This window comes from Trichocoleus sp. FACHB-262 (assembly GCF_014696035.1).
Classification (GTDB): domain Bacteria; phylum Cyanobacteriota; class Cyanobacteriia; order FACHB-46; family FACHB-46; genus Trichocoleus.
The window spans coordinates 179,218-204,014 of sequence record NZ_JACJPK010000017.1; the positions used below are offsets into that span (position 1 = coordinate 179,218).

At 48.5% G+C, this 24,797-nt stretch carries 24 protein-coding genes and 1 other RNA gene; 14 read left to right on the forward strand and 11 right to left on the reverse strand.

What is annotated here, in order from left to right:
• Positions 1–85 precede the first annotated feature (85 nt).
• From H6F68_RS01930 to thiD, 4 genes are all read left to right on the forward strand, one after another.
• Positions 86–505: a hypothetical protein gene (locus tag H6F68_RS01930; RefSeq protein ID WP_190556092.1), complete on the forward strand. Its 420-nt coding sequence runs from the start codon at positions 86–88 to the stop codon at positions 503–505.
• Between the two features lie 367 nt (positions 506–872).
• Positions 873–1,742: a cell division protein FtsQ/DivIB gene (locus H6F68_RS01935; protein ID WP_190556094.1), complete on the forward strand. Its 870-nt coding sequence runs from the start codon at positions 873–875 to the stop codon at positions 1,740–1,742.
• Between the two features lie 366 nt (positions 1,743–2,108).
• Entirely contained in the window at positions 2,109–3,227 is a 1,119-nt protein-coding gene (gene ftsZ / locus H6F68_RS01940; RefSeq protein WP_199296090.1) for a cell division protein FtsZ, read from the forward strand.
• Between the two features lie 68 nt (positions 3,228–3,295).
• Complete coding sequence (gene thiD / locus H6F68_RS01945) at positions 3,296–4,114, forward strand: bifunctional hydroxymethylpyrimidine kinase/phosphomethylpyrimidine kinase (RefSeq protein WP_190556096.1); 819 nt, start codon at positions 3,296–3,298, stop codon at positions 4,112–4,114.
• 28 nt (positions 4,115–4,142) lie between these two features.
• Here thiD and H6F68_RS01950 read toward each other — a convergent pair whose 3' ends face one another.
• From H6F68_RS01950 to H6F68_RS01980, 7 genes are all read right to left on the reverse strand, one after another.
• Complete coding sequence (locus tag H6F68_RS01950) at positions 4,143–4,550, reverse strand: hypothetical protein (RefSeq protein ID WP_190554205.1); 408 nt, start codon at positions 4,548–4,550, stop codon at positions 4,143–4,145.
• A gap of 180 nt (positions 4,551–4,730) precedes the next feature.
• Positions 4,731–5,099, reverse strand: a complete 369-nt coding sequence (locus H6F68_RS01955; protein WP_190556098.1) for a phasin family protein — start codon at positions 5,097–5,099, stop codon at positions 4,731–4,733.
• A 254-nt stretch (positions 5,100–5,353) separates the two neighbouring features.
• Positions 5,354–5,450: signal recognition particle sRNA small type (ffs, locus tag H6F68_RS01960), an RNA gene on the reverse strand.
• A 54-nt stretch (positions 5,451–5,504) separates the two neighbouring features.
• The gene (locus H6F68_RS01965; RefSeq protein ID WP_190556100.1) at positions 5,505–6,830 is read right to left on the reverse strand and encodes a ribulose bisphosphate carboxylase small subunit; all 1,326 of its coding nucleotides are present in this window, start codon (positions 6,828–6,830) and stop codon (positions 5,505–5,507) included.
• Between the two features lie 215 nt (positions 6,831–7,045).
• Positions 7,046–7,381: a ribulose bisphosphate carboxylase small subunit gene (locus H6F68_RS01970; protein WP_190431591.1), complete on the reverse strand. Its 336-nt coding sequence runs from the start codon at positions 7,379–7,381 to the stop codon at positions 7,046–7,048.
• A gap of 46 nt (positions 7,382–7,427) precedes the next feature.
• Positions 7,428–7,838, reverse strand: a complete 411-nt coding sequence (gene rcbX / locus H6F68_RS01975; RefSeq protein WP_190431590.1) for a RuBisCO chaperone RbcX — start codon at positions 7,836–7,838, stop codon at positions 7,428–7,430.
• An 84-nt stretch (positions 7,839–7,922) separates the two neighbouring features.
• A complete protein-coding gene (locus H6F68_RS01980) occupies positions 7,923–9,353 on the reverse strand; it encodes a form I ribulose bisphosphate carboxylase large subunit (RefSeq protein ID WP_190431588.1) in 1,431 nt (476 codons plus the stop codon).
• An 852-nt stretch (positions 9,354–10,205) separates the two neighbouring features.
• Between H6F68_RS01980 and H6F68_RS01985 the strand changes: the two genes are divergently transcribed.
• Positions 10,206–11,324, forward strand: a complete 1,119-nt coding sequence (locus H6F68_RS01985; RefSeq protein ID WP_190556102.1) for a two-component regulator propeller domain-containing protein — start codon at positions 10,206–10,208, stop codon at positions 11,322–11,324.
• 129 nt (positions 11,325–11,453) lie between these two features.
• Complete coding sequence (locus H6F68_RS01990) at positions 11,454–13,430, forward strand: alpha/beta hydrolase (RefSeq protein ID WP_190556104.1); 1,977 nt, start codon at positions 11,454–11,456, stop codon at positions 13,428–13,430.
• A 197-nt stretch (positions 13,431–13,627) separates the two neighbouring features.
• On the opposite strand, the gene H6F68_RS01995 is transcribed toward H6F68_RS01990, so the two are convergent.
• Positions 13,628–14,374 (reverse strand): SDR family NAD(P)-dependent oxidoreductase, encoded by a 747-nt coding sequence (locus H6F68_RS01995; RefSeq protein WP_190556106.1) that lies wholly within the window; start codon positions 14,372–14,374, stop codon positions 13,628–13,630.
• Between the two features lie 73 nt (positions 14,375–14,447).
• A complete protein-coding gene (gene ispD / locus H6F68_RS02000) occupies positions 14,448–15,149 on the reverse strand; it encodes a 2-C-methyl-D-erythritol 4-phosphate cytidylyltransferase (RefSeq protein ID WP_190556108.1) in 702 nt (233 codons plus the stop codon).
• 86 nt (positions 15,150–15,235) lie between these two features.
• Here ispD and H6F68_RS02005 point away from each other — a divergent pair, with 86 nt between their 5' ends.
• Positions 15,236–16,210 carry a glycosyltransferase family 9 protein gene (locus H6F68_RS02005; protein WP_190556110.1) on the forward strand — a complete coding sequence of 325 codons (975 nt, stop codon included), beginning with the start codon at positions 15,236–15,238 and terminating at the stop codon, positions 16,208–16,210.
• A 7-nt stretch (positions 16,211–16,217) separates the two neighbouring features.
• Entirely contained in the window at positions 16,218–16,859 is a 642-nt protein-coding gene (locus tag H6F68_RS02010) for an HAD-IIIA family hydrolase (RefSeq protein WP_190556112.1), read from the forward strand.
• Here H6F68_RS02010 and H6F68_RS02015 read toward each other — a convergent pair.
• Positions 16,840–17,319, reverse strand: coding sequence for a CRR6 family NdhI maturation factor (locus H6F68_RS02015; RefSeq protein WP_190556114.1), 480 nt, complete (start codon positions 17,317–17,319; stop codon positions 16,840–16,842). The two genes, H6F68_RS02010 and H6F68_RS02015, sit on opposite strands and share 20 nt — an antisense overlap.
• A 176-nt stretch (positions 17,320–17,495) precedes the next feature.
• Here H6F68_RS02015 and thyX point away from each other — a divergent pair, with 176 nt between their 5' ends.
• Both thyX and H6F68_RS02025 read left to right on the forward strand, forming a co-directional pair.
• A complete protein-coding gene (gene thyX, locus H6F68_RS02020) occupies positions 17,496–18,218 on the forward strand; it encodes an FAD-dependent thymidylate synthase (protein ID WP_190556116.1) in 723 nt (240 codons plus the stop codon).
• A 178-nt stretch (positions 18,219–18,396) separates the two neighbouring features.
• Positions 18,397–19,443 carry a hypothetical protein gene (locus H6F68_RS02025; protein ID WP_190556118.1) on the forward strand — a complete coding sequence of 349 codons (1,047 nt, stop codon included), beginning with the start codon at positions 18,397–18,399 and terminating at the stop codon, positions 19,441–19,443.
• Positions 19,444–19,540: 97 nt separating this feature from the next.
• On the opposite strand, the gene H6F68_RS02030 is transcribed toward H6F68_RS02025, so the two are convergent.
• Positions 19,541–20,065, reverse strand: coding sequence for a hypothetical protein (locus H6F68_RS02030; protein WP_199299855.1), 525 nt, complete (start codon positions 20,063–20,065; stop codon positions 19,541–19,543).
• 728 nt (positions 20,066–20,793) lie between these two features.
• Between H6F68_RS02030 and H6F68_RS02035 the strand changes: the two genes are divergently transcribed.
• From H6F68_RS02035 to rpoD, 4 genes are all read left to right on the forward strand, one after another.
• Positions 20,794–21,189 carry a two-component system response regulator gene (locus H6F68_RS02035; protein WP_190556120.1) on the forward strand — a complete coding sequence of 132 codons (396 nt, stop codon included), beginning with the start codon at positions 20,794–20,796 and terminating at the stop codon, positions 21,187–21,189.
• Positions 21,190–21,238: 49 nt separating this feature from the next.
• Entirely contained in the window at positions 21,239–21,937 is a 699-nt protein-coding gene (locus H6F68_RS02040) for a polysaccharide deacetylase family protein (RefSeq protein ID WP_190554191.1), read from the forward strand.
• Between the two features lie 258 nt (positions 21,938–22,195).
• Positions 22,196–22,543, forward strand: a complete 348-nt coding sequence (locus H6F68_RS02045) for a hypothetical protein (protein ID WP_190431564.1) — start codon at positions 22,196–22,198, stop codon at positions 22,541–22,543.
• Positions 22,544–23,519: 976 nt separating this feature from the next.
• Positions 23,520–24,662: an RNA polymerase sigma factor RpoD gene (gene rpoD, locus H6F68_RS02050; protein WP_190431563.1), complete on the forward strand. Its 1,143-nt coding sequence runs from the start codon at positions 23,520–23,522 to the stop codon at positions 24,660–24,662.
• Positions 24,663–24,797 lie beyond the last annotated feature (135 nt).

The following is a 24,797-nucleotide window of genomic DNA, read 5'->3' on the forward strand; positions in this document are numbered from 1 at the left end:
CATAGCTCACGCACTAGGGGGTAGCGGTAATATTGCAGGATAGTTACGGACTGATAATTTTTCTGGATTATCTCTAAACTCGATTATGGAAAGAGGTCTTTTGTGGCTACCCTTGCTAAGTGTCTTTATTTGGCTTGCTTGGGCAGGTTGGAACGAGTATCAAAAAGTAGAAGCTTACCGCCGCTGGGCCGAACAATTTGAGCGAGCTAAATACGATATTTACGCCGTTCTGGGGCAGCAGGGCAGTGACCTTACTTGGGGGCAACCCACCCGTCGCGGCCCAATTAATTTAGCTGCTTTTTCACTCAAGGAAGTTCAAGCCATTCGCCTACTAGTGGACGACCAAGCAGTAGACTTAAACGCATTGCCACAAAAAGGTCGTAGTATTTTTCTGGAATTTTCTTTACCTAACCCAGCCCAGCCCATTCGCATCCCTTTCACGGATGTCACATTAGCAGCGAATTGGGGTAGACATCTGCAACAAGAACTTGCTAGCTACTCCTAGCTGTTTAGCGCCTCGCGACTTTGGCGATCGCCCCAACGTATTTTATAAAAGCTAGTAAAATTCTTGGAATTTGCCACGTTGCATGCTAAATCTGGCAACCTAGGGCAACGAGCGGCCAATTCCTCCTCTACTAGGAGCGATCCCCTCTTATATTTAGCTTTAGCGATCGCAAATTAAGCCAGTAGCGATTAAACTTCTACAGGGTTGGTTGCAAACACAGTCAATTCCTCGTTAATTCAGTTGATGGTTTGGTAACCAGTCTGCTCTTCACCCAATTGCCCAATTGCCCATTCCTCGCTGCACTCGCAAACTTATGCATCTTCCCCCGTCCCTACATACTCTTCATTTTGCGAATTGAGAGGTGCCGATGACTAGTATTTCAGCAGTCTCTCAAAACGAACTCGCGCAAAGACGCCAGAAGCTCCGCCAAGAACGACGCTTGAAAGCCTTGCAAACCAGTTGGCGCACTATAGCAGTCAGCGGTCTAGCGGGAGGACTCGCTTGGGTGATCACCTTGCCAGGTTGGGTGATTCGCCAACCCGAACAAGTTGCGATCGCAGGTAATCGGTTTCTCTCGTCTCAAGCCATTCAGTCTTTATTGCCAATGGCTTATCCTCAATCGTTGCTGCAACTTGAACCTCAAGCGATCGCAGCCCAGCTAGAATCAAAAGCGCCGATCGAGGATGCCACTGTAGCACGTCAGCTATTCCCCCCCAGGCTGATTGTGCAGGTCAAAGAACGCTATCCCGTCGCCATGATCTCCGATCTCCCTAACGCTGAAGCTATTAAAGACAAAGAGACAAAACCAGCAGCAGGTCTCTCAAATGTGGGATTTCTGGATGCGAATGGTGTCTGGATTCCCATTGAGAGCTATACTTCCTTTGACCAATCGTTCCAGTTGCCAACTCTCAAAATTGTTGGCTATCAAGAACAGAAGCGATCGCATTGGGCTGAGCTGTATCAAGCAGTTAGCCAAAGCCCTGTTAAAGTCACAGAAATTGACTGGCGTGACCCAAGCAATATAGTCCTTAAAACTGAGTTAGGAATCTTTCATTTCGGCTCTTATAGTTCTAGATTTGCTGAGCAAATCCAAGCGATGGATCAGCTACGAAAACTCTCAGACAAGCTGAATCCCAAGCAAGTTGCTTATGTCGATCTACAAAATCCAGATGCTCCCTCAATTCAAATGCAGAAGACCAATAACTCGGTAAAATCTAATACGGATAGCACTGATTGAGCTTGCCACCTGTAGGTAATAAGTCAGCGATAACTGTCTTTAGGAATGCTGCTGATCAGTCAGATCAAATCAGATTAAAGATGGGTGGGAGCCTAATGCTATCATTGGTTTTTCAATCGACTTACCCTATAGTTAACTAGAGTTGCCCAGCGCTGCCCAGAATTAAAAAGTTGTTTATAAGTCATCCCCGATCCAATGACATCTAATAGTACATCTAATAGTAAATTGGGCTCTATCACCGAAGGCTCCCACGCAGAAGAGCAATCCTCTTTCTCAGTGGCAGATACTGCCAAAAACCCGTTCAGCAACTCTACAGTTCGGTTTAATCAATCTCGCGACGCAAAAGTTGTGCTAGAAGAATCTCGGATGGAGGGGATTGTCCCCAGTAGTGTTGCCAAAATCAAAGTAATTGGCGTTGGTGGTGGGGGTGGCAACGCAGTCAATCGCATGATTGCCAGCGACGTATCAGGAGTTGAGTTTTGGTCCGTTAATACGGATGCTCAAGCTTTGGCTCAAGCGATGGCCCCCAAGCATTTACAAGTTGGCCAAAAATTGACTCGCGGTCTAGGTGCAGGTGGTAATCCGGCGATCGGGCAGAAAGCAGCAGAAGAGTCCCGCGATGAAATTGCAGCAGCCCTAGAAAACTCTGACTTAGTGTTCATCACCGCTGGCATGGGTGGTGGCACCGGAACTGGCGCAGCTCCGATTGTGGCTGAGATTGCTAAGGAAGTAGGTGCTTTAACGGTAGGAGTCGTAACTCGTCCGTTTACCTTTGAAGGCAGACGACGCACCAGCCAAGCCGATGAGGGCATCGCAGCGCTACAGAGCCGAGTCGATACCTTAATTGTTATTCCCAACGACAAACTACTGTCGGTGATCTCCGAGCAGACTCCGGTTCAGGAAGCATTCCGAGTCGCTGATGATATTCTGCGCCAAGGGGTGCAAGGCATTTCTGACATCATTACCATCCCTGGTTTGGTCAACGTAGACTTTGCTGACGTACGAGCCGTGATGGCTGATGCAGGCTCTGCCTTAATGGGCATTGGCATTGGTTCTGGCAAGTCACGGGCAAGAGAAGCCGCGATGGCTGCTATTTCATCACCCCTTCTGGAATCCTCCATTGATGGAGCTAAAGGGGTAGTCTTCAATATCACGGGCGGCACTGACTTAACGCTCCATGAAGTCAATGCTGCTGCCGAAATCATCTATGAAGTCGTTGATCCCAATGCCAATATCATCTTTGGGGCAGTCATCGACGAGCGTATGCAGGGAGAAATTCGGATCACGGTCATTGCCACAGGTTTTACGGGTGAGGCTCAACCCGCAGCTCAACCCGCTAGAGTCGCGCCACTGCGCCGAGGTGTCACCCCTCCGATTACGCCTCAGGCCCCTCAAACGCCAGTCAACGAACCGAGAAATAGACCTGGTGAACCAGACATTCCTGAGTTTCTTCAAAGAAGAAGAGAGAGACCCCCAACTCGTTAAAGACTCGCTCAAGAGTTGAGTGCCCTTAGGCAGTGATATTTCAGTTCGTCACTTTGGATTGATTTAATATGACCCTGACAGGGAATTCACGGATTCCTGTGGCACTGACGATCGCGGGTTCTGATAGCGGTGGTGGGGCAGGAATTCAGGCTGACTTACGCACTTTTGCCTTTCATCAAGTGCATGGCACTAGTGCGCTCACTTGTATCACGGCCCAAAATACTTTAGGAGTCAATCGCGTTGATGCGTTGCCTGCTGCGGCTGTCGTGGCTCAGATAGAAGCGGTGGTGCAAGACATCAGGGTGCAAGCGACTAAGACGGGGATGCTGCTGAACCAAGAAATTATCGCAGCGGTGGCACAGCAGGTGCAGCTTTTGCGACTGCAGAATTTGGTCGTCGATCCAGTCATGGTGTCTCGGACTGGAGCACAGTTGATCGATGACTCGGCGATCGCCACATTAAGAGATGCCTTAATTCCCCAAGCTGCGATCGTCACCCCCAATCGCTACGAGGCTCAACTTTTAAGCGGTCTGACAATCGTCACACTCGATGACATGCAAGCAGCGGCTCAACGGATTTATCAGCTAGGAGCTAAAGCAGTATTGGTCAAAGGCGGGGGCATGGCTGGCGAACTGCGAGGGGTTGATGTCTGGTTTGATGGCCAGCATCTAGAAACTTTGACCACTTCTAGTGTTGACACAAAAAACACCCACGGCACTGGCTGCACTCTCTCAGCCGCGATCGCCGCCAATTTAGCAGACGGCAAAGATTTACTGTCTGCTACCAAGATGGCTAAAGACTACGTCACTACAGCCTTGACTCACGCTCTGGATATTGGGAAAGGACAAGGCCCTGTAGGTCACTTTTTCCCTTTATTGTCCCGCTGAGAGTTTAGCTGTAGGTATAAGCGAACCCCTAGAACGATTCCCAGTCAGAGCACTTCTCTGTCTCTACTCCGTAGGGGTGCATGCCACAGACTAGAGGATTACCACCGTAAATTTGCCCGTGATAGTGGCTACATCCCATGCAAGCAGGATGTTTAGTGACAATTGGCTCTACGTTGTAGAACAAAGGTTCCATCGATTCTATGTCGGAACTCTCCAACCCAAAATATAGCTCTAGGAACGAGCTGGTCAGCTCATCAAGTCGCTGGTCAACTTCAGTAAAAATCGTGCCTTGTACTTGTTCTACGATTTCCTCTGAGAGCTTGGCAAAGATATCAATCGCATCATCAATATCTCGCTTTACCTCTAAAAAAAACAGCTCTACTTCATCAGCTACTAATTCGAAGCTAGTAAAGAAATCTTTTGACCAATCTTCCATAAATTTGTTGCTTGTCTGCAAGCGAGAGCGGGGACTGCGCCGAGCTTGTCTCTAGTCAGCGCCAACACACTGGATGAAACCCCCATCTACCAACTTCAGCTTTAACAATTGGTGAGGGAGACTGATCAAAAATCATAACTTAGATAGATGACTCCGTAGCATTCTGTTTACACACAGCAACTACTCTCGCTCTAGGCGCCGTAGTTCCTCTTGCAAATCCATCACTTGCTGGCGCAAATTGTCTACATTTTGCGTTTCAGCCTTAGTTGGCTCTTCATCATCTGAGAGAATTTCGATCCGTCGCGGTTCGGAGCTTGTTGGTTCTGGAGCGGGAGCTGCCCCAGGTTGCTGGGCTCGATTCACCATATCATCAACAAATCGACGGGCTTCTTCCGTACTCATTTCTCCCTTAGCCACGAGTTCATCTGCTAGTTTTTGGGCTTGTACCCGCAGTTCCCCTAACTTGCCGCCAGCTTTCTCGCCTGCATAGGAGGCCAGTCCGACTCCTAGGTAAAACGCTTTTTGGACAAGATCTCCAAATCCAGCCATATCAACCACAGCTCCTTAGCAGCTTAAAAGTTTAATTGTATTGAGCCATGCTGGAAGTTTTGCCATATTTGCACTTCTAGCATCCAGACTCTTGAAGCAGATGCTTCTAGGATAAGCAGAAATCGAAATCACTGCCCATAGCTATAATGCTTGGCTTGCTAGCTTAGCTTGTTAAATGAAAAACTCTATAAGCTCAGGTAAGCGTGAAATGCAGCGATCGCCCCTGGCAGTTTCCAAGTACCCTTTAAAACAAAGGAGACCCGGAGACCACGCCTGCTATAAGCATCCCGTATTGCTGCTACCTTCCGGTCCTGACAAGATTTGGGCGTTATGGCCGCGTGGGTCCGAGTCGATCCTTATTATAGCCCGAGTTACGTCAATTTTTCTATCTAGCAACTCAAATTATTAACTCGCTTTGCCATTTGGGCGTTGAACTACCGTTTCCATCATGCGGCGCTTGGCTTTGGGATCAATGCCCACCACCCGAACGTAGTCATTACTATGCTCTGCTAAGCAGGCTTCTAACGCTGCGATCGCCTCTGACTCATGGCCTTGAATCGCAGCGTAGGATTGCCAGGAGTTAGTACGGAAGCGACGCTCATCCACAAATTCAATGCCCAAGCGGTAGCCTTGAGCCAAAATTTGCTGGACTTGGTCCGCCGCCTCAACATTTAACTTGGTGCTAGTAGAGTGGGTCTGCTGAGCTGTAGGCTGGGGACGCTGGTTAGATTCCTGGTTCACGCTTTTGGAACGGTTGCCATTGGCAGGCTGAGGAGGAGCGATTGGCTGTTCAGGTCGAGGTTGGGGAGCCGGGCGAGATTCCTCTTCATTGGTCCGATGGAATCCTAGCCGCAAGTTGCGATTGTATTCTTCTGACAAGCGCATTTGCTGCACCCGTTGCTGCTCTTGCACCATAAATTCACCGACTTCAATTAGATGCGGCAAGCTAAAGTCAGGTCTGTGGAATTCGGGGGGGCGATCGCCACTATTAACCACCCTGAGGGAGACGCGATCGTACCCGACATCTTTAATGAAGTTCAGCACCTGTTCATCGTAGAGCCGAGACCGGAGCGCTCCAAAGAAATCGACAGACTGATTGATAAAGTGATCGACAAGCTGTTCAATGTTTTGCTGCTGAATCGCATCCGCTTCAAAAATGCCACCAACAATGCCAATTTTGTCGTCCCGATTCGGCTCCCAATAGAACTTATCCATCCGCCCGTCCCGGATCAGGGGGGCGTATAAAGTTGACAAGTCATTTCCTGTGATAATGATCGGCACACGGTGCAATGGGGTCGAGTCGTAACTGCCAGGGAGTTGGACGTTGGTAGGGTTGTCGGCAATATTCATTAAGGTGCCGTTCACCAACTGGGTGTTTACGGTGTACTGCGTCCCTTGATCAAGTCGCCCAGCTCCAGCGTCTAAGTCGTTGATCATCAGCACGGTCATTTTGCCTCGTGTCCGCACCAACTCGGCAGCTTCTCGGTATCTCAGGCGGATTAGGCGAGCCGGATCTCCCGCATCTGGGCTTTCTAACTCGCCCGCCGACATATGGACAACTTCGACTCCCAGGCGCTCGAACACTAACTCGCACTGAAAAGATTTCCCTTCGCCTTTACGACCGTGGATGCCCAAAAGCAGAGGAACTCGGACGTTGGGTAAATCGAGAAAGTTTTTCGTGATATGAACAGCTAGTTTATCCAGGAAGCGAGGCGAGATGTAGTAGCTCATGACGTTGGGGGAGGTAAACTGCTGGGCCTAAAACTAATGTTAAGTTTTTCTGACAAACGCGATCGCTAAACGGGGCAAAGAATCTTAAATAATCCAAAAAATAAGGAGAGGTAGAGTCTTCTACCCCTCCAGACTTTCACCTAGGAGAGTGATTGCACTAGGTTGATATTAAGCACAGGTAAACAAATGCCCTGGCTTACTTGGTAGATACAAGCTTAGTAGCGGTTGGTGTTGGGCTTGTGAACGATAAAGCTCAACACTTGGCACTGCTTGATGTTGTCGAAACCCACAACACGGATGTAGGAATTAGAGTACTCAGAGCGGCAAGCGCGTACTTCACTGAGAACTTCTTGAGTGCTAGATGCACCAAACAGAGGCAACTTCCACAAGGTCCAGTAGTGCTGCTCAGGATCGGAATCTTCGCTGAACTCTACAGCAGGAATGTAGCCTTGGTCGAGGATGTACTGGAGCTGTCTGGTGATTTGAGCGTCAGACAGAGGGGGAAGATAGGATAAGGTTTCGTAACGACGCTCTTTGGGTAGAGTTCTCATGGGTCCTGTTGCTATTTCTTACGTTTATGTGGACTAAATCTCACTGCTAACCCGGTAGGTTATCCAGATTAGATTCAGAATCTTGGACAGGTTCAGGCTGGGGGGGAGCATCAGTCGTGGTGAGCTGGCTCATTCGCTCCAGCTGTTGACGCCGGTGCTCAACGTTGGCCTGCTTAATGTCAGCACGCGCCATTTCGGGTAGAAATTCGGTTACTGACTCCGCTAGATGCTCTCTTACGGTCATGATGCGAAATGCCAGTTCCTGATTTTCTTTCAGGAGCGCTTTGAGGTATAGTTCTCCGTCTTGGATGGTGCCTTGACCAGAGAAGCGATGCAACCAAAGGGCTAATGGCGGATTCGTTTCACTTAATTGAGCTAGGACTGTTCGCATTGCCTGGTAAGTCAGGTAGCTAACTAGCACCTTCGTTGTATCTTTGGCAATTCTTTTGATATCCATGCAACGACCCCAGCCAATGGAAACAGATGAAGGATGAGGGATGAAGGATGAAGGCAAACTTCATCCTTTGTATTTCCTTCAGCCTTAGAGAGTGTCCATTGCCTCGAATTCGAACTTGATTTCTTTCCAGAGTTCGCAGGCGGTAGCCAATTCAGGGCTCCACTTGCAAGCTTCACGGATGACGTCGCCGCCTTCACGCATCAAGTTGCGACCTTCGTTACGAGCTTGGATACAAGCTTCCAAAGCCACGCGGTTAGCGGTTGCACCAGGTGCGTTACCCCAGGGGTGACCGAGGGTACCACCACCGAACTGCAAGCAGGAGTCATCACCAAAGATTTCTACCAGCGCTGGCATGTGCCAAATATGGATACCACCGGAAGCAACAGGCATTACACCAGGCATGGAAGCCCAGTCTTGGGTGAAGAAAATACCACGAGAGCGGTCTTGCTCCACGTAGTTCTCACGCATCAGGTCAACGAAGCCCATGGTGATCGCTTTTTCACCTTCGAGCTTACCTACAACGGTACCGGAGTGCAGGTGGTCACCACCGGACATCCGTAAGCACTTCGCCAAAACGCGGAAGTGAATACCGTGGTTCTTCTGACGGTCGATAACCGCGTGCATAGCCCGGTGAATATGGAGCAGGACTCCATTATCACGGCACCAGCGAGCCAGGGTGGTGTTTGCAGTGAAACCACCGGTGAGGTAGTCGTGCATGATGATGGGGGTGCCGATTTCTTTGGCGAATTCAGCCCGCTGCATCATTTGCTCACAGGTAGGAGCAGTCACGTTGAGGTAGTGACCCTTGATCTCGCCAGTTTCAGCTTGAGCTTTTTCAATTGCTTCTTGAACGAACAGGAAGCGATCGCGCCAGCGCATGAAAGGCTGAGAGTTGATGTTTTCGTCGTCTTTGGTGAAGTCGAGACCACCACGCAGACATTCGTAAACGGCACGACCATAGTTCTTAGCAGACAAACCAAGCTTAGGCTTGATGGTGCAACCCAACAGAGGACGACCGTACTTGTTCAGTTTGTCGCGCTCAACTTGAATCCCGTGGGGAGGACCTTGGAAGGTCTTCAAGTAAGCAACAGGAATCCGCATGTCTTCAAGACGCAGAGCCCGGAGTGCTTTGAAACCAAACACGTTACCTACAATCGAGGTCAACATGTTGGTCACAGAACCTTCTTCGAACAGGTCGAGAGGGTAAGCGACGTAGCAGAAGTACTGGTTGTCTTCACCAGGAACGGGCTCGATATCGTAGCAACGACCCTTGTAGCGATCGAGGTCGGTCAGCAAGTCGGTCCATACAGTGGTCCAAGTACCTGTGGAAGACTCAGCAGCTACAGCAGCGCCAGCTTCTTCGGGAGGAACGCCAGGCTGAGGAGTTACCCGGAAAGCAGCCAACACGTCTGTATCTTTGGGTGTGTAGTCTGGGGTGTAATAGGTCAGGCGATAATCTTTAACACCAGCCTGATACCCAGTTTTTGTCTGAGTCTTACTTTGCGAATATGACATACTTTCCCTTCCTAGGAATCACTCAACTTACATCGATTAACTGAGTGCATCCAGACCAAATTGAGACTATAAAGATACTTCTCTAACCGAGTCTGAATACTGTGCGTAGGTACCTTTGCCTATGAACTTGACATTGCCAAAGCTTCACTAAGCTGGTGCGACCCCACCTTTTACCTGGTTCACTCTGTGCCCATCGGTAAGCTCAAACAAAATATATCAGGAATTCAATAAGCTAAACCTTAAACATTCTTTACTCACTTATATTTTTTACTTATAGAAAGATCTTAAAAGTAAAAGTTACATATTTTTCTTGATGGATCTCAATTCAAACGGGAGTAGAACCGCATAAATTCGTCGTTTTCTTAAATTAAGTTCATTTGAAAAATTGCCATCTTATGCATGTAGAGTTCAATCGAAAATAAATTAGGGATCAAGAATCTCAGGGAAATATTAGATAAATTCATCAAGTCGTATTCAAAGTAGGGGGACTTACGATCGCCCACTGATCAAGCCTATGTTTTTTTCACGGCCAAGCAATTTTTAACTCTGAATTTATTTGCATCTAGTAGCTGACGATCGCTCTAAATTCGGAACATTTTTTGCCGAATTCCTGACTGATTCAGGAACTAGCGGGGTATGCTGATGCACAAGATGCTATTCAGCCTCAACTGTTCTAGCTCTAGGGACTCAACTCGGCTGTCCCTAAGGCTTATAGTAGGGTGGGTCGAAATTCTCTATTCCTAGATAATTAAGGCGCGATCGCGCTCTAAAACTCATACACTTACTGGGTTAAGAGCCTCTCATTTAACGTCTATTATTTCACTGCTTACTTCCCACGGTAGGAGCTTTGTCATGGCAGCTTTGCGAACTCATATTGGTGTGATTTTTGGTGCCACATTGCTATGGCTAGGTTTGCCGGGGGTAATTGGTCAATTTAACGGGCTAGCTAGCCGTACCTTGGCTCAATCAGCAGTTGGAGGTAGCGCGCCCGTTTACCCCAGAGAAGCGCCACCCCTCCGCGTGAGGCCGCTACCTAGCGATCGTCAATCCCAAGAAACTGAAACCCTGGGAGCAGATTTCCGGGTGACTGCCTTACAGGCAGGCTCTACAGGCAGTTTGTGGGTGGGGTCTTGGCAGGGTTTAGCCCGGATTAACCCCAACACAGGCAACATTTTGGCGCGAATTAAACTGCCAAACTACACCATTGGAGCCTTGGCCCAAGACAAAGTGGGACGGATTTGGGTAGGAACTTATACAGGTCTGTTGCGCGTTGACCCCCGGAGCAATGAAACGACCGCCCAAAATTTCTCCCTACCTTCTAACCGGGTCTTGTCGCTGCTAACCGATCGTCGGGGTTATCTGTGGGTAGGCACCGATCGCGGTTTGGCACTGATTAGCCCAGACCAAGGGTTGCTGATGACCACCGTGAAAGATTTGCCAGGGGTGAGTGCCAATGCTTTAAGCCTCGACCCGCAAGGGCAACTGTGGGTGGGCACTTTAGAAGGGTTGGTGCAGATCAATACTGCCAATGGCTTTATCCTCAGACAACAGCCGGATGTGCCCGGAACCACGGTTCAAGCCTTGACGCTTGGTCCTAGAGGGACTTTGTGGGCTGGCACGCCCAATGCGCTGCTCGAAGTTGACCCTAGGACTGGCCAAGTACTGCGATCGGTGACTCAGCTCCGGGGTCGCAATGTCATATCGGTACAGTTCGACAAAGTGGGGAGTCTTTGGGTTGGCACCACTAAGGGCTTGGTGCGGGTCAATCCTTACAACGGAGCGATCGCGGGTCAAATTCCCAACTTGCCTTCTGATGAAATTTTGGCCCTCTCTCCTGACACGGGCAACAAAGTGTGGGTAGGCACCAGTGAAGGCTTGGGCTGGGTCAGCTTGACAACCGGCGAATCTAAATCACATTTAGCTTTTACTCGTCAAGATGCTGAATCTCAAAATCAAGCTCAACAGCCCTAACCGGAATTGAGAACTGTGAAGGATTAGTTATTTTCAGGCGTTAAGTCAAGTCCGAAGTTTAGAATTTGCCAATTCACTCGGATTTATTGACCTTCGACCTGTTTACTGATCCTCAGTTTGAAATTGCTTATGGTTACTCGGCGCTTTTTCGACAGTCTACCGTTCTCGTGGGAAGGAAAATCTGCTGAAACCATTCAGAATGATTGTCGTTGGCTAGAATCCATTACGCGCAATGCGGCCCCATTTTCTGACTGGTGGACTAAAGCGCGGATTGTTCAGCTGGCTTATCCTACGCCTCCCCATCCGCTAGTCACGACAGCAGAGCCCTTACCAACTTATGCGGGGTTAGGCTCGGAAGCAGCGATCGCCGAAGTTTTGCAGAGCTTATGCAGCCCAGAGAAGTATCCTGACTTTCATCGCAAAGTGAATGTTGAGTTTGTGATTGAAACGCTCAACTGTTGGAAGTTGCGCCAGTTTTCTCAAGCAATTAGCCGCAACTTTGAGGTTTACGCCGATCTTGAGCATCCTAATACTTTTTTGGTGACTAGCACGGCTCCGGTTTCGCTAGAGGTCGATCGCCAACTGCCGCCTCTACATCGATTTCGGCCTCTATTCAACGTCGATGAATTCGCTCGGATCATTCAGGAGCGTGATGCCAAGCGGCTCAGCCTCAGAACTCATGGCTATTCCAGCCCTGCTTCAGGTTTTTACGAATCGTTTACGAATGAGGCCGACGAGCTAAACCATCCTGACCCCACTACCCACGCTCGGACGCTACAAGACGACCACTTTTACATCGGCTACCAATGGCCGAGTGAGCAGCCTGTGACTAGTCCTGGTTTGTGGGCTGACTACCGCAGCCATCTCGGCATTGTTTTCAAGTTTTTATTTGTGGTGAGCGGGATAGCGGGAATTTTCGGTACGTTGCTCTATGTTTTTCTGAAGCTGTTTGGCATTCCAGTACTGAAGTTGTTGGGGCTGCTTCCTGGCATTGCTCAAGTCTGGGAGTGGAGCGATTTTGTGGACACCGTCGATTTGGCGGTGCAGTGGTACTGGATTGTGCCCACCATATTTCTGCTGTGGACGATTGTGTTTCTGCTGCTGCGGGTTGTGGTCTATCTGCGCGATCGCTACCGAGCAATTCATTACGGCGCTCCAGATTTAGCTGAGTTTTTCTGGCGGTTGGACCGAGCCTTAAGCAATCTCGCTAAGCGTTCAACCTCTGATTCGCCTCAGGCAATAGAGACAAATGCACCAACCACAAGCGATCGCCAGCTCAGCCTCAATCTCATCGGTCACAGCATGGGTGGGCTTTTGGTGGTCACTGTGCTGCGGATTTTGTCCGATCGCTTTGGCAAGGATGACCAAGGTAGCTTACTGCCTGACCCCAGCAGTCCAGTGGGTGAGGAAGCTGACAGCATTGGCGAGCATCTGCGCTTAGACACGTTGATTTTGGCCTCACCAGATATTCCCTTGGAATTTATGCGAGAGGGCCGCAACAACTATGTGCGATCGGCGATGCGGCGCTGTCGGCGAATTTATTTGATGTCGAGCGATCGCGATATTGTGCTGCGTTATCTGTCTACGGTGAGCAATTGGTTTAGTGAGCCGAGCATTCAAATGGCTGGGATGCGGCTGGGCAATCTTTATCTCAAGCCGATTCGGGTCAGCGGTAGTATCCAGTACCGTCCTTACATCCGCATCATGGTTCATTCGGAGCGAGCGGTGCAACCAACTTCGTCTTATGAGCTGTTCCGCAAGTTCAACTATCTGGATTGCTCGGAGATGCGGGGTGATCAAGAAACAGGTGGCGTGAATGCGGTAGCTTTTTCGCTCAATCGGTTTAATGGTCTACTGATTGACCTGATCAACACAACGCTATTTTTGTTTGGTATCAAAAAACTGGATGTGCATGGCGGCTATTTTCAAACCAACACGCGATCGTTTCAAATTCTCAAGTTCTTACTCACGGCTAATTTTTTGGCGGATGAGGTGATTAAGGGTGAAATCGAAGCGATGATTGCGGAGACTCCGATTAAGTTTTTGCCGAGTGAGTCTTGGGTGATGCCTACTTCTACTGCTGACTCAACTGTGACTGGAGCTTGAGGGGAGCGATCGCTTGGATTTTGAGTAAAGCTCAATTTGGTAAATCCGAGCCCTTGAGGGCACCTGCCCTCAAACTCCCGCTGAGGGACGGTTGCGTCCCCCAGACCCCTCCAAACGAAGCTGACGGTAAGTGTTTCGAGTCTTTTTCTCTGACTCCTCACTCCTCTCCTCTCACTCCTCACCTTTCATCCTTAAATTCACAACCGCACTAAGCCACCATCGATCGCTAGGGTTTGTCCGGTGATCAAGGCAGCATCCTGGCAGGCGAGAAATGAGACAGCACCAACGATCTCGTCGGGGACAGCAGTTCGTTTGATGGCTTGCATCTGGGCGATCGCGTCAAACATGTGCACTTGTGGTCCTGCTTCTGTGGTGCCTGTGCGAACTAAACCAGGGGCGACTGCATTCACGGTAATGCCAAATTCTCCCATTTCGGTGGCTAGGGCTCTGGTTAAGCCGATTACACCCATTTTGGCGGTGTTGTAGTGCGCCAGGTTAGGAATCACGAGCCAATTGGCGGTGGAGGTGAGGTTAATAATGCGGCCAAACTGACGTTCTTTCATGCCTGGAATAAAGGCTTTACACATGAGGAAGGTGCCATCCAAGCTCACGGCTAAGACTTTGCGCCAATCTTCAAAGCTCATCTCATCAAAAGCGTGAAAGGGATAAATGCCTGCGTTATTGACTAGAATGTCGCATTTTCCCAGTTGCGCTTGCACCACCGCTGCAAACTCAGCCACAGAGTCAGGATCAGTAACGTCACAAATTTGCGCGATCGCCCGTTGTCCTGTTGCTTTAACTATTTCTTCGGTCTCGGTGGCTAGTGAGGTGGCGGCGATCGCGACATCAGCTCCATCTTCGGCCAGTCGCTTGGCGAAGGCTTGCCCCAAACCTTTAGAGCCACCCGTCACCACAGCCACTTTACCTGCCAATCTTTTACTCATAACAGCGTCCCTATTCCTTAAGCTGGCGTTATTTTAGGGACTTGGCTTTCTGGAAGTAAAGCAGCAATAAATTTTAAGTCGGAGTTGAGGAGCTTAAGCGTTGGCGCAGAATGAACTCTGCGATCGCCAAATCTACTGGAGTAGTCACTTTCAAGTTGGTTTCTTCTCCGGGCACAATCTGCACAGGCAGGTTGCACTTTTCAAACAAGGCGGCATCATCCGTGACTTCCCAACCTTGCGATCGCCCTGTTTCGTGACATTGCTTCAGTTGCGCTACGTCAAAGCCTTGGGGCGTTTGAGCGGCCCACAAAAATTGGCGATCGGGAGTGCTGTTGATCCAATGGGTTTGTGGTTCCACCACTTTGATTGTGTCTTTGACGGGGATGGCGGCAATCAGCCCGGAACACTTGAACAAGGCTTCAGCACAGCGATCGAGTAGTTCTGGAGTTGCTAAACAGCGGGCACCATCATGAATCAGCACGCGATCGGCTTCTGGTGGGAGTGCATGCAGGCCGTTGTAAACCGATTCCTGACGAGTCGATCCACCTTGAATCAGCTCTACAGGCTTGGTGAGGGAGACGCTAGCAATAATTTCTTTGAAGTCAGGCCAATCTTCTGGCTGGCCCACAATACCGATCCATTGGATGTGACGAGACGCTTCCGCCGCCAGCAAGGTCCAAGCGAGCAAAGGTTTTTCTAGGAGGGTCAGAAGCAATTTATTGCGATCGCTACCCATGCGACGACCCATTCCGGCGGCTGGAATTAATAAGTACACAAGACTGACTAGTTAGGAATGATTGTTTTGCTAGGTATATCTTCACCTAAAATAGGGAGCGTCAGTCAACTTAAACTCTTCTAATAATGCGAGTACTGGCCCTTGTCCCTGGCGGGATCGGCGATCAACTTCTGTTCTTCCCGACCCTTGATGACCTAAAACGGGCATACCCCGATGCCCAGATTGATATTGTCGTGGAACCCCGCGCCAAAGATGCTTACAGAGTCTGTAAGTCTGTTCACGACATCATTCCTTTTGACTTCAAACAAAACAATAGTTTGGCAGACTGGGGCAACCTGCTCGGTATCATTCGCGATCGCGAGTACGATATTGCCTTGTCACTCGGTCAGCGTTGGGCGATCGGGCTGTTACTTTGGCTTACTGGCATTCCCACGCGGGTTGGTTACGCAGCGGGTGGGGCTCGTTTCTTAACTAACCCAGTGCCGCTGAAGCAAGAGCAGTATGCCGCTCAGATGTATCGTGACCTCTTGCAAGGTCTTAACATCGCTGGGGCATCTTCCGAAATCACCATTAATGTTCCTAAGAAAGATATTGAGTGGGCCGAAGCGGAGCAAAAACGCTTAGGTATTCAAGAAAGTGGTTATGTCTTGATTCACGGTGGATCCAGCAAACTGTCTAAAGCTAAAGGTATTGATAAAATTTACCCGGTGCAAAACTGGCAAAAAATTATTCAAGATTTCCGAAAACGGCAACCCGATCTCCCTATCGTGGTGGTGCAAGGGCCAGATGATGCGGAGTTTGTCACTGAGCTACAGGCAGCAGCCTCAGATGTAAAAGTGACCAAACCGAGTGATATTGGCAAACTGGCAGCCATGATTGCGGCGGCTAACTTGATGCTCTGCACCGATAGCGCCCCGATGCATCTCGCGGTTGCGGTCAAAACCTTTACGCTAGCGCTGTTTGGACCTACCAACCCTGACAAACTCCTCCCTCAAACCAACGGTTCGGGAGAAACTCGCTTCGTGGGCATCAAATCTCCTACTGGCAAGATGGCAGACATCACACCAGAAACGGTCCTCAAAAAAGTTTGGGGCAGTTAGAGGCAGGATGTACGCCTTTGGCGTTCCCGCAGGGTGGGATGAAGGGACAGGAGGCAGGGTTGCGGTTTTTTTGGACCGTGATGGTGTCCTCAATGTTGAGGCTGGCTACATTCACAATGTGGAAGATTTGCATCTGGTCCCAGGTGCGGCTGAAGCAGTGCGGCGGTTGAATGACCAAGGCTTATTTTGCTGCTTGGTGTCCAATCAATCGGGGCCAGCCCGCAACTACTATCCCATTAGCCATGTCGAGGCTTTGCACCAGCGGCTCTGCGCTCTCTTGCAGCAGGAAGCACAGGCCCATTTAGATGCGCTATATTTTTGCCCTACCTTAAGCCCCCCAGAAGGTGGGATAAATCCAGATTTAGCGAGCTGGAGCACCTGGCGTAAGCCCAATACAGGCATGCTGATTGCGGCAGCATGGGAGCATAACCTCGACATCAGCCGTAGTTTCATGGTCGGAGATAAAGCGACAGACATTGATATGGCCCATAATGCTGGCTGTACGGGCATTCTCGTCCAGACTGGGTTTGGCGATCGCGTCTTAGGTGGCGACTACCAACATCACACCCATCCCGATTACATTGCCGCCGATCTCCCTGCTGCTGCTGAATGGATTCTCAAACAGCTAACTACACAGCCACTAAATTAAAAAATTCGTCATCCAGCTCATAACCAAACATCTGAGCCATTGATTTGACGCGGGCTTTGCTGGGGATGCCATACTGCTTCAGCCAATCCGCCAAGGTAAACACCTTTTTCATCACAAACAACTCCAAAGCCTCTGGGTTGTACTGGATGCCCTCGGCGCGATGAAATTGGTGAGGCACTAGCATGGCGGTATAGCGAGCCAGTTCTCCCGCCTTCCAGTCGAGCAAAAAGGGCAACCAAGGATAAGCGGCATCAAGTCGCACAAACCACAAGCGAATCTCAGGGATTTCGGGCAACTCTCTAGGATCTTCAGGCTCACGTGGATATTCAATGTCAAAGGTGATTTGCTGTTCTGTAGCCGCGATCGCCCCCTCTCGAATGAGCTTCTCAATCACAGTTTGCACGGGCGATACATCTAGGCTGTTGAAATGTTCAGGCTTGAGCGAAATTGTGATTGTCATTGACCTTCCAGGCTTAAGAAATTGTTTCGGCAGCCAGTCTGCCAGGAATGATTCAATTTTCGCTGAATTCAACCGCAATATTGCATTCTTGCCAACTTCTTGACGCAGTCAGGAAGCGATCAGGCAGTCAGAAAAGAAGTATGATCAGTTCCCGTGATTTTTAGAGATGGGCGGACATGCAGAGATTCCAGGTTGAAGTCCTGAGGGCAACCTCAAATCCTCAACAGGCGATTTATTTAGCCATGCACCAGGACTACAGCGAAGCCTGGGTTTACGCAGAGCGCGATCGCTGGCCTGATGAAGCCAAATGTGGCGAACTAATCACCAAAAACTTACTAGCGGGAAATCGGGGCCACTACGGCCCGCTAGAGCATCCCCAGATTATCCTCAACTGCGGCTGGTTCCCTCACTCCACCATGCAGCAAATTCGTACTCATCGCGTGGGCGTCTCTTTTGATGTTCAATCCTTCCGTTATACAGGCCAGCGAATTATCGATGTTGTAGAGGGCAAACGAGATGTTGAGGATGTTTTCTATCTACGTCCCCTAGGCTTTTACACCGATCGCCAAGGCAAGCGCTACGAATACACAGAAGAACTGAGAAAGCAAGATTTGGAGTGGTGCTTTGCAGGTTGCGAACGCTACAAACTGCGGATCGACCAAGGTTTCTCTGAGGAACATGCCCGCAGCCTAATTCCCTTTGATGTGCGGCAACATTGGGTGATGTCGGCCAACGTGCGATCGCTGATGCATCTGATCGACCTCCGTTGGAAAGCAGATGCCCAACTAGAAGCTCAAAAGCTCTGTGAGCTCATTTGGCCTCACTTCCAGGCTTGGGTTCCGGCGATCGCGGAGTGGTATGAAACCAACCGATTGAAGAAAGCTCGCTTAGCGCCATAGCTCTTTGTGAGTGCCAGAGTCAAGCGGTAAAAGAATTTTTTACCGTTAAAACATATTTCTCGAGTTTAGGAACCTCCGAATTTGCTCAGCAGTCAAGTGGGTGGAAATACGAGCGACTTTTAAGAGTCAAGCGTAAAACTTTACGAGTCCGTGCTCTTTCACCTACTTTCATCGACCTATGAAGAATACTGTGCATGGTACTTCCAAGCCGAGTCGTCCACTCTGGCAGCGAGCTTCAGTTGTAGCGATCGCTTCAACCATGATTTTGGGCAACTACAGCGCTCAACAAGCCACCGCTTTTACCCAAACCAGCACTGACAACACAGAAACGGCTGTAGCATCTGATATGCAGCTTAGCCAAACCGTGCAGATTGCCAAGAAGTTGGATGCTCACCGGGGTCACTTTGGTTTAACGATTTTGCAACCGCAAGGTACGCTTTCCTACGTCACCGCTCGCGTCTCGCTCAAGGCCAAGCGTTCTAATACCTACTTAGCAGAGCGCTTGATCGGAGATTTTCGCTACAAGTTGAAAGGCAAGATTAAAGAAAAAGACGGCAAGTACAAGCTGAAATCTAAGGCGAAATTCATCCGAGGCTTGAACGAAGGCGATCGCGTTGTGATCCGCTTGTTCAACCAACAAAATCAGCTCATCGGTTATACCGAGTGCGATTTGCTGTCGGATAACGCTGCCATTACCTTAATTCTGCCCGACCAACCCAGCCAATACGGTGTGGTGCGGACTGTTTATGGAATTGATGCCAACCAGGATGGCCTAATTGACGCTAGAACCAACACCTACGATTACTTTACGCGAGTCACAGGCTCTAGCTATAGTGAGCAGCGAGCTACTTTCCTCAGCAGTTCCCAGACAGTTAACACCAGCAGCTTCCAAATTGCGGGTCTACCTACCCCTCCTCAAAACTGCTTTTACACTAACTCCCTCAATAGCGGAGCCTTCGCCGTTGCTAGCCGCACGGTACAGGTGTTCAGCTCCAGTCTGGCTTCTGCAATCACTGCGCCCCCTAGTCAAGTCGTACAAGTGATTGATGTTAGCGACACCAATGTCTCAACTTACGAAGCCAGCAACCTCATCCTCAACTACAAAGAGGTAGGGGTGAGCGAAGGCAGCATTACTAGCACCAGCGACTACGAATACAAGTCAAGCTCCAAAGTAAAGGTGAAGGAAGAAAAAGGCAAAAAGGTGAAAAAAGGCCACAGCAAGTAAGCCTACAATCATCACTCACTTAACCTCTGAATTGCGTGTCAGTAGGAACCTTGGTAGGGAGTTGACTTCACAACTCTCTACTTTTTTTTATTGGCATCTACCGAGGTTCTGCTTTGGTGACAGATCGCTCATCTACTCCCAAGGTCAGCTCTAGGGACGTGTTGTTCGGTAGGGCTTTCACCACGGTTCGGTACACGTCATGGTTAGTTGAGGCGGTGGTTGCGCGATCGCCACTCTGATAAGTAATTTCATACTCCACAGTTTTGAGGATCTGGGGAGTACTAATTTTTTCGTAGGTTCTTTGCCGCTGCTCCATTTTATCTACAGTTGGCCGAGGCGGTAAAGCAGGCCACCATAGTCCCCGATCGTCTGGTCCTGTAACCGCACCTTCAGGCCGATTGCCGTTGCGATTCAGCAGAGAAGTCGCCGCGAAGGCTTCGGTACGAGTTGCTTGATCACGGCCTGGATTGGTGGAGTATTCTACCCGCCAGGTATAGGTAGTGCGGGCAGTCGCTTCATATTGACTGGTGGTTAGAGTTTCGCACCCTGCTAGCGCGATCGCCAAACTAGCTCCCATGCAAAGCCTCAAAAGCCTCACAGAAGCACCCACACTGTAAGTCATAAAACCCTCCCCATCAAAATTTTAATTTTTTGTCTATTCCTTAACAAAAAGCTGGTTCCTTAGAGAACAAATATAAAAACAACTAATTTTTAAGCCGATCGCTAATTTAGCTTTGCTCTTAGGCAGGGTAACAGAAGATAGATTGGCATTTCTCAACAAAATCTTTACTTTTTAGCCAAGATTTTTCTTGCGCCAGAATTAGAAGCTTATAAATCTATATCTACCTTTCCACATTAAAACTATTTCTTAATGATTCACTAGCATCAAAAAAACTAAGACTCAGCGCAACAACTGTTCAAACCAACTCTCACCTTCTTCCAAAGTCTTCAACTTTATTGCTTTCGCTTAAGATGTCCTTTCTTCGACTTGAGCCTTAATTGAGAAGTGCCATCTGTAAAGAGTTTTACCGATCATGAAGACAAGTATGAAAAGGCTTGGAGGCACAGTAGACATATTAAAAGATAGGTCGATATGAACCTTAATATTCTTTACTTAAACTGATTTTCATCAATGATCATGCTGCAAAAAATATATTTATTTAAGCAGGCATTAATCTTCGGTAATATAAATAGTTCCTGTCTGACACCTCAAAGCTAAAGAAAATAAAAAACTAGATTTAGCTTCTACACAACCAGAAGATAATTAAGGCAAGAGATTTCAGCAGTTTAAAGACCATACAAGGAACAGTTTTTTGTAGATATATTGTTTTGTAGCGTGCTGGGTTATTTATGCAATCAATTTCGAGTTATGTGTTGGTTCTGAGCCAACAATCAGATGATTTAGATGTCTTAAAGTCGCTACTAGGCCGACTGTGTTGTGCTGTCAGTGTGGCTAGCTCAGAAGCACAGGCCGTAGCTCAAGCCAATCGAGAACCACCTTATTTAGTAATTTTGTCAGGCGATCGCCACAGATGGTCACGAGGCTTAGTTCATCATTTGCGTAGCATGACTCGGACTTGTAACACGACAATTGTGGCCCTTACAGATTGTCATGCTCCTAGCTGGCTACCACAGGAAGAAAATCCAGGATTTGATGGCTTCTTAGTCAAACCGATCAGTGGCGATATCCTTTCCTCGTTAGTGCAATCGGCTAAAGTTCGACGCAGTTGTTTGGTAAAGAGTTGAACTTCGTTAGGATCGAGGCAATTTGCTTCTAACTTAAGCCACATCACTCATGCAGCTTGCTCCTCTCTATCCAGTCTTATATCAGCTCCTCAAGCCTGCTTTTCCGGGTTGTCTCTGGAGTGGTCATTGTAGCTCGCCCGCGATCGCCCTTACATTTGATGATGGACCTCACCCAGAGTACACCCCTCAGCTTTTAGAAGTCCTCAATACCTACAATATTCCAGCGAGTTTTTTCTGGCTCGGTGCTTGTGTCGACCAAGCGCCTGCTGTAGCTCAAACTGTTTATGAACAAGGCTACTGGATTGGCTTACACGGGTACAATCATCGAGCTTTTCCCAAACTGACCCCAGCAGCCCTCAAGCAAAGCTTGGAGCAAACTCAAAACGCGATCGCCCAAGCTTGTCATTTGGATCTAGCTTATGTACAGCAGCATGTGACCGATGTGCGGCCACCTAATGGCTTTTTTACCCCTCAAACCTTAAACCTGCTAAAAAATTGGGGTTATCGCCCTGTGATGTGGAGTGTAGTTCCAGAAGATTGGGAACGACCTGGCATTTCCATCGTGACGCAGCGAGTACTTAAACAAGTGCAACAGGGTTCTCTGATTGTTCTGCACGATGGCTATTTTGGGGGAGTTGACGTGGCAGCCACAGTAGCTGAGCTGATTCCTCTACTTCTACAACTCGGTTATCACTTTGTTACGGTCGATCAACTTTGGCAGATGCAAAGCCAACACTACAATAAATAATCATTAGGGTTGCATGATTTGACTGGTTGTAAACCTTTTGGGTTTAATTTTCATTCCTAAGCTAGGTTCTAGGGTGCAATAGTAAGCTGCACAATTTCAATTCAGCTCAAAATTAAATAACTTAACAATCTACTGATTTTTCACCCTCTCCGTTGAGAGGCTGGGGAGCAAGACTCTTATGCAGTCCTAGCAATTCCCTCATTTATAACGGAAGGCTACTGAATCTAAAATCAAGCAACTCTCTGGCAGGTACATCAAGTGTTACCTTTTGTTGTAGATGAGAGAAAAATTCTTATTTTTAAGTTTTGGTTTGGTGATAGCGTTCAAGACGGCTTGTCCTATCAAGGAGAATTATTTTGCCGACTGCAAACTTTAGAGCTACAGTACCGTCCTCAGCTCTATCACTTCGGTTGCAAGCTTGCCCAACAAGGCACCTCAGTCGTCATTAGTTCCAGCCTCAACACTTGCAGTCTCTGGATTAGCTTGCGCGATCCTGCGCTTAAAACGATGTTGGCGGATTCAGGAACTTTAGACTTACCTAAGGTGCCGCCGTTCTCCTTAGTAGAAGCTTCTGACCCGCCTCAAGCTGAAGAAACCAGCTATTAGCTGCCTAGGCTTTAATGGAAAAACTTAATTATCCGAGTGGAGCAATTTAGATCTCTTAATCTCTTCTCCAAAATAATCATGCTTTAACTGTAAGTTCACGGAGCTAGGGTGGGTAAGTTGAATCAACCGCTGGCGACTTTTGAGCTAACCTACGGCAAGGGCGATTGCCTTTCCAACTAAACTCAATGCTGCCGTTGGCGGTCCTAAAGCCGCACGCTTTAAGGCTCTCCGAAAATCGCCCAGTTTTGTGACTTCCCTTGATGAAAACCTCATCGTTCTAGTTTAGAAAGCTAAATTAACCTGTCAAAATTACTGACTTTTACAGCTTTGCTGGACTGGAAATCACATTTTTAGCTTGCTACGGTTATTGGCAACCCGTTATTGCATGAAATGTTTGCCTGAGTTCTACTTCTTCGTGATGTTTACGCTATCATCAGAAGCTCACGGATTTCTCACGAGTGTAGTTGATGAAAATCAAACTCCCTCTTGGCTGCATCATGCTGAGTGTGCATATCCTGTCAACCTTCCTTTGGAAGTTACTGCAGGCAAAAGGATGCAACTTTTGTGAGAAAAGCTACAATCGGAGAGACATTCAAAATTTCAGTATTCACCTATACCTTGGCAAAGCCTCAACCAAGCGTTGTATGTTTGGGAATGTGGTCGATTTTTGCGTTGCTAACAATTAGCGGTTGGAGTATTTCGCAAAGTTTATAACCAAATTCTCTAACTTCAGGGGGTTATCTTCTGAAAAAGCATGCTACCAATGATGGATAGGGATCTTTAAATCTCTGTTAGCTTGTTGAGGTGAATGCTGTTGTAGGGATAGCGATACTAAAGCTAGATGAGCGTCGCGTGCTCGACGGCATGATCACCTAAACAACTTGTTTGAGATTTCGCCAAACAAGTTTTTCAATTTAGATCTTTATGGTCTTAACTTTTTTGACTCTCTACATATAAGGAGCATGAGGAACGCGGCATGACCCAGGCCCATAACGTACTCGAAACCATCGAATCGCTTCGCGACGCTTCTGACGAACAGCCGGATGGTGAGCTGGATGACTTCTTAGTTGAAGAAGAAGATGATGACTCTCTAGATGTGCAGCCGGATGAAGAAGATGGTAAGCCTGGCAAGGGTCGCACTACCCGACGACGGGCTCAAGCTAAAAAGAAGCATTACACCGAAGACTCAATTCGGCTTTATCTTCAAGAAATTGGCCGAATTCGTCTCCTCCGGGCAGATGAAGAAATTGAGCTAGCGCGAAAGATTGCTGACCTGTTGGAGCTAGAGCGAATTCGCGAAAGGCTCTCCGATAAGCTAGAGCGTGAACCCCATGACGGTGAGTGGGCAAGCGAAGTTAATATGGGGCTGCAAGCTTTCCGCTCTCGCCTCCACCTCGGTCGGCGGGCTAAAGAGAAAATGGTGCAGTCTAACCTGCGTCTAGTTGTCTCCATCGCCAAAAAATACATGAATCGGGGTCTATCGTTCCAAGACTTGATTCAGGAAGGTAGCCTTGGTTTGATTCGGGCTGCTGAAAAGTTTGACCACGAAAAGGGTTACAAGTTCTCTACCTACGCAACTTGGTGGATTCGTCAGGCCATTACGCGAGCGATCGCAGATCAATCTCGGACGATTCGTCTGCCAGTTCACCTGTACGAAACCATTTCTCGGATCAAGAAAACTACAAAGCTGCTCTCTCAAGAAATGGGCCGCAAACCCACGGAAGAAGAGATTGCCACTCGCATGGAAATGACCATCGAGAAGCTACGGTTTATTGCCAAGTCTGCTCAATTACCAATTTCTCTGGAAACCCCCATTGGTAAAGAAGAAGACTCCCGCTTGGGCGACTTTATTGAATCCGATGGCGAAACACCTGAAGATCAAGTCTCCAAGAACTTGCTGCGGGAAGATTTGGAAAGTGTTTTGGGTACCCTCAGTCCTCGTGAGCGCGATGTTCTCCGGTTGCGCTACGGCCTAGACGATGGACGGATGAAGACTCTGGAAGAAATTGGCCAAATCTTCAACGTCACCCGCGAACGGATTCGTCAGATTGAAGCGAAAGCGTTGCGTAAACTGCGTCACCCCAACCGCAACAGCGTACTCAAAGAGTATATTCGCTAAGCGATTTTTGATTTAGTACAGTTTTCAGAAGAGGCTCGTAGCATGCTGCTATTGAGCCTTTTTTGTTATTTAGAAAAGCAGAAATGAAAAACTGGAAGCTTATTATGAAACTTCCAGTGTCCTAGTAATTTGAGG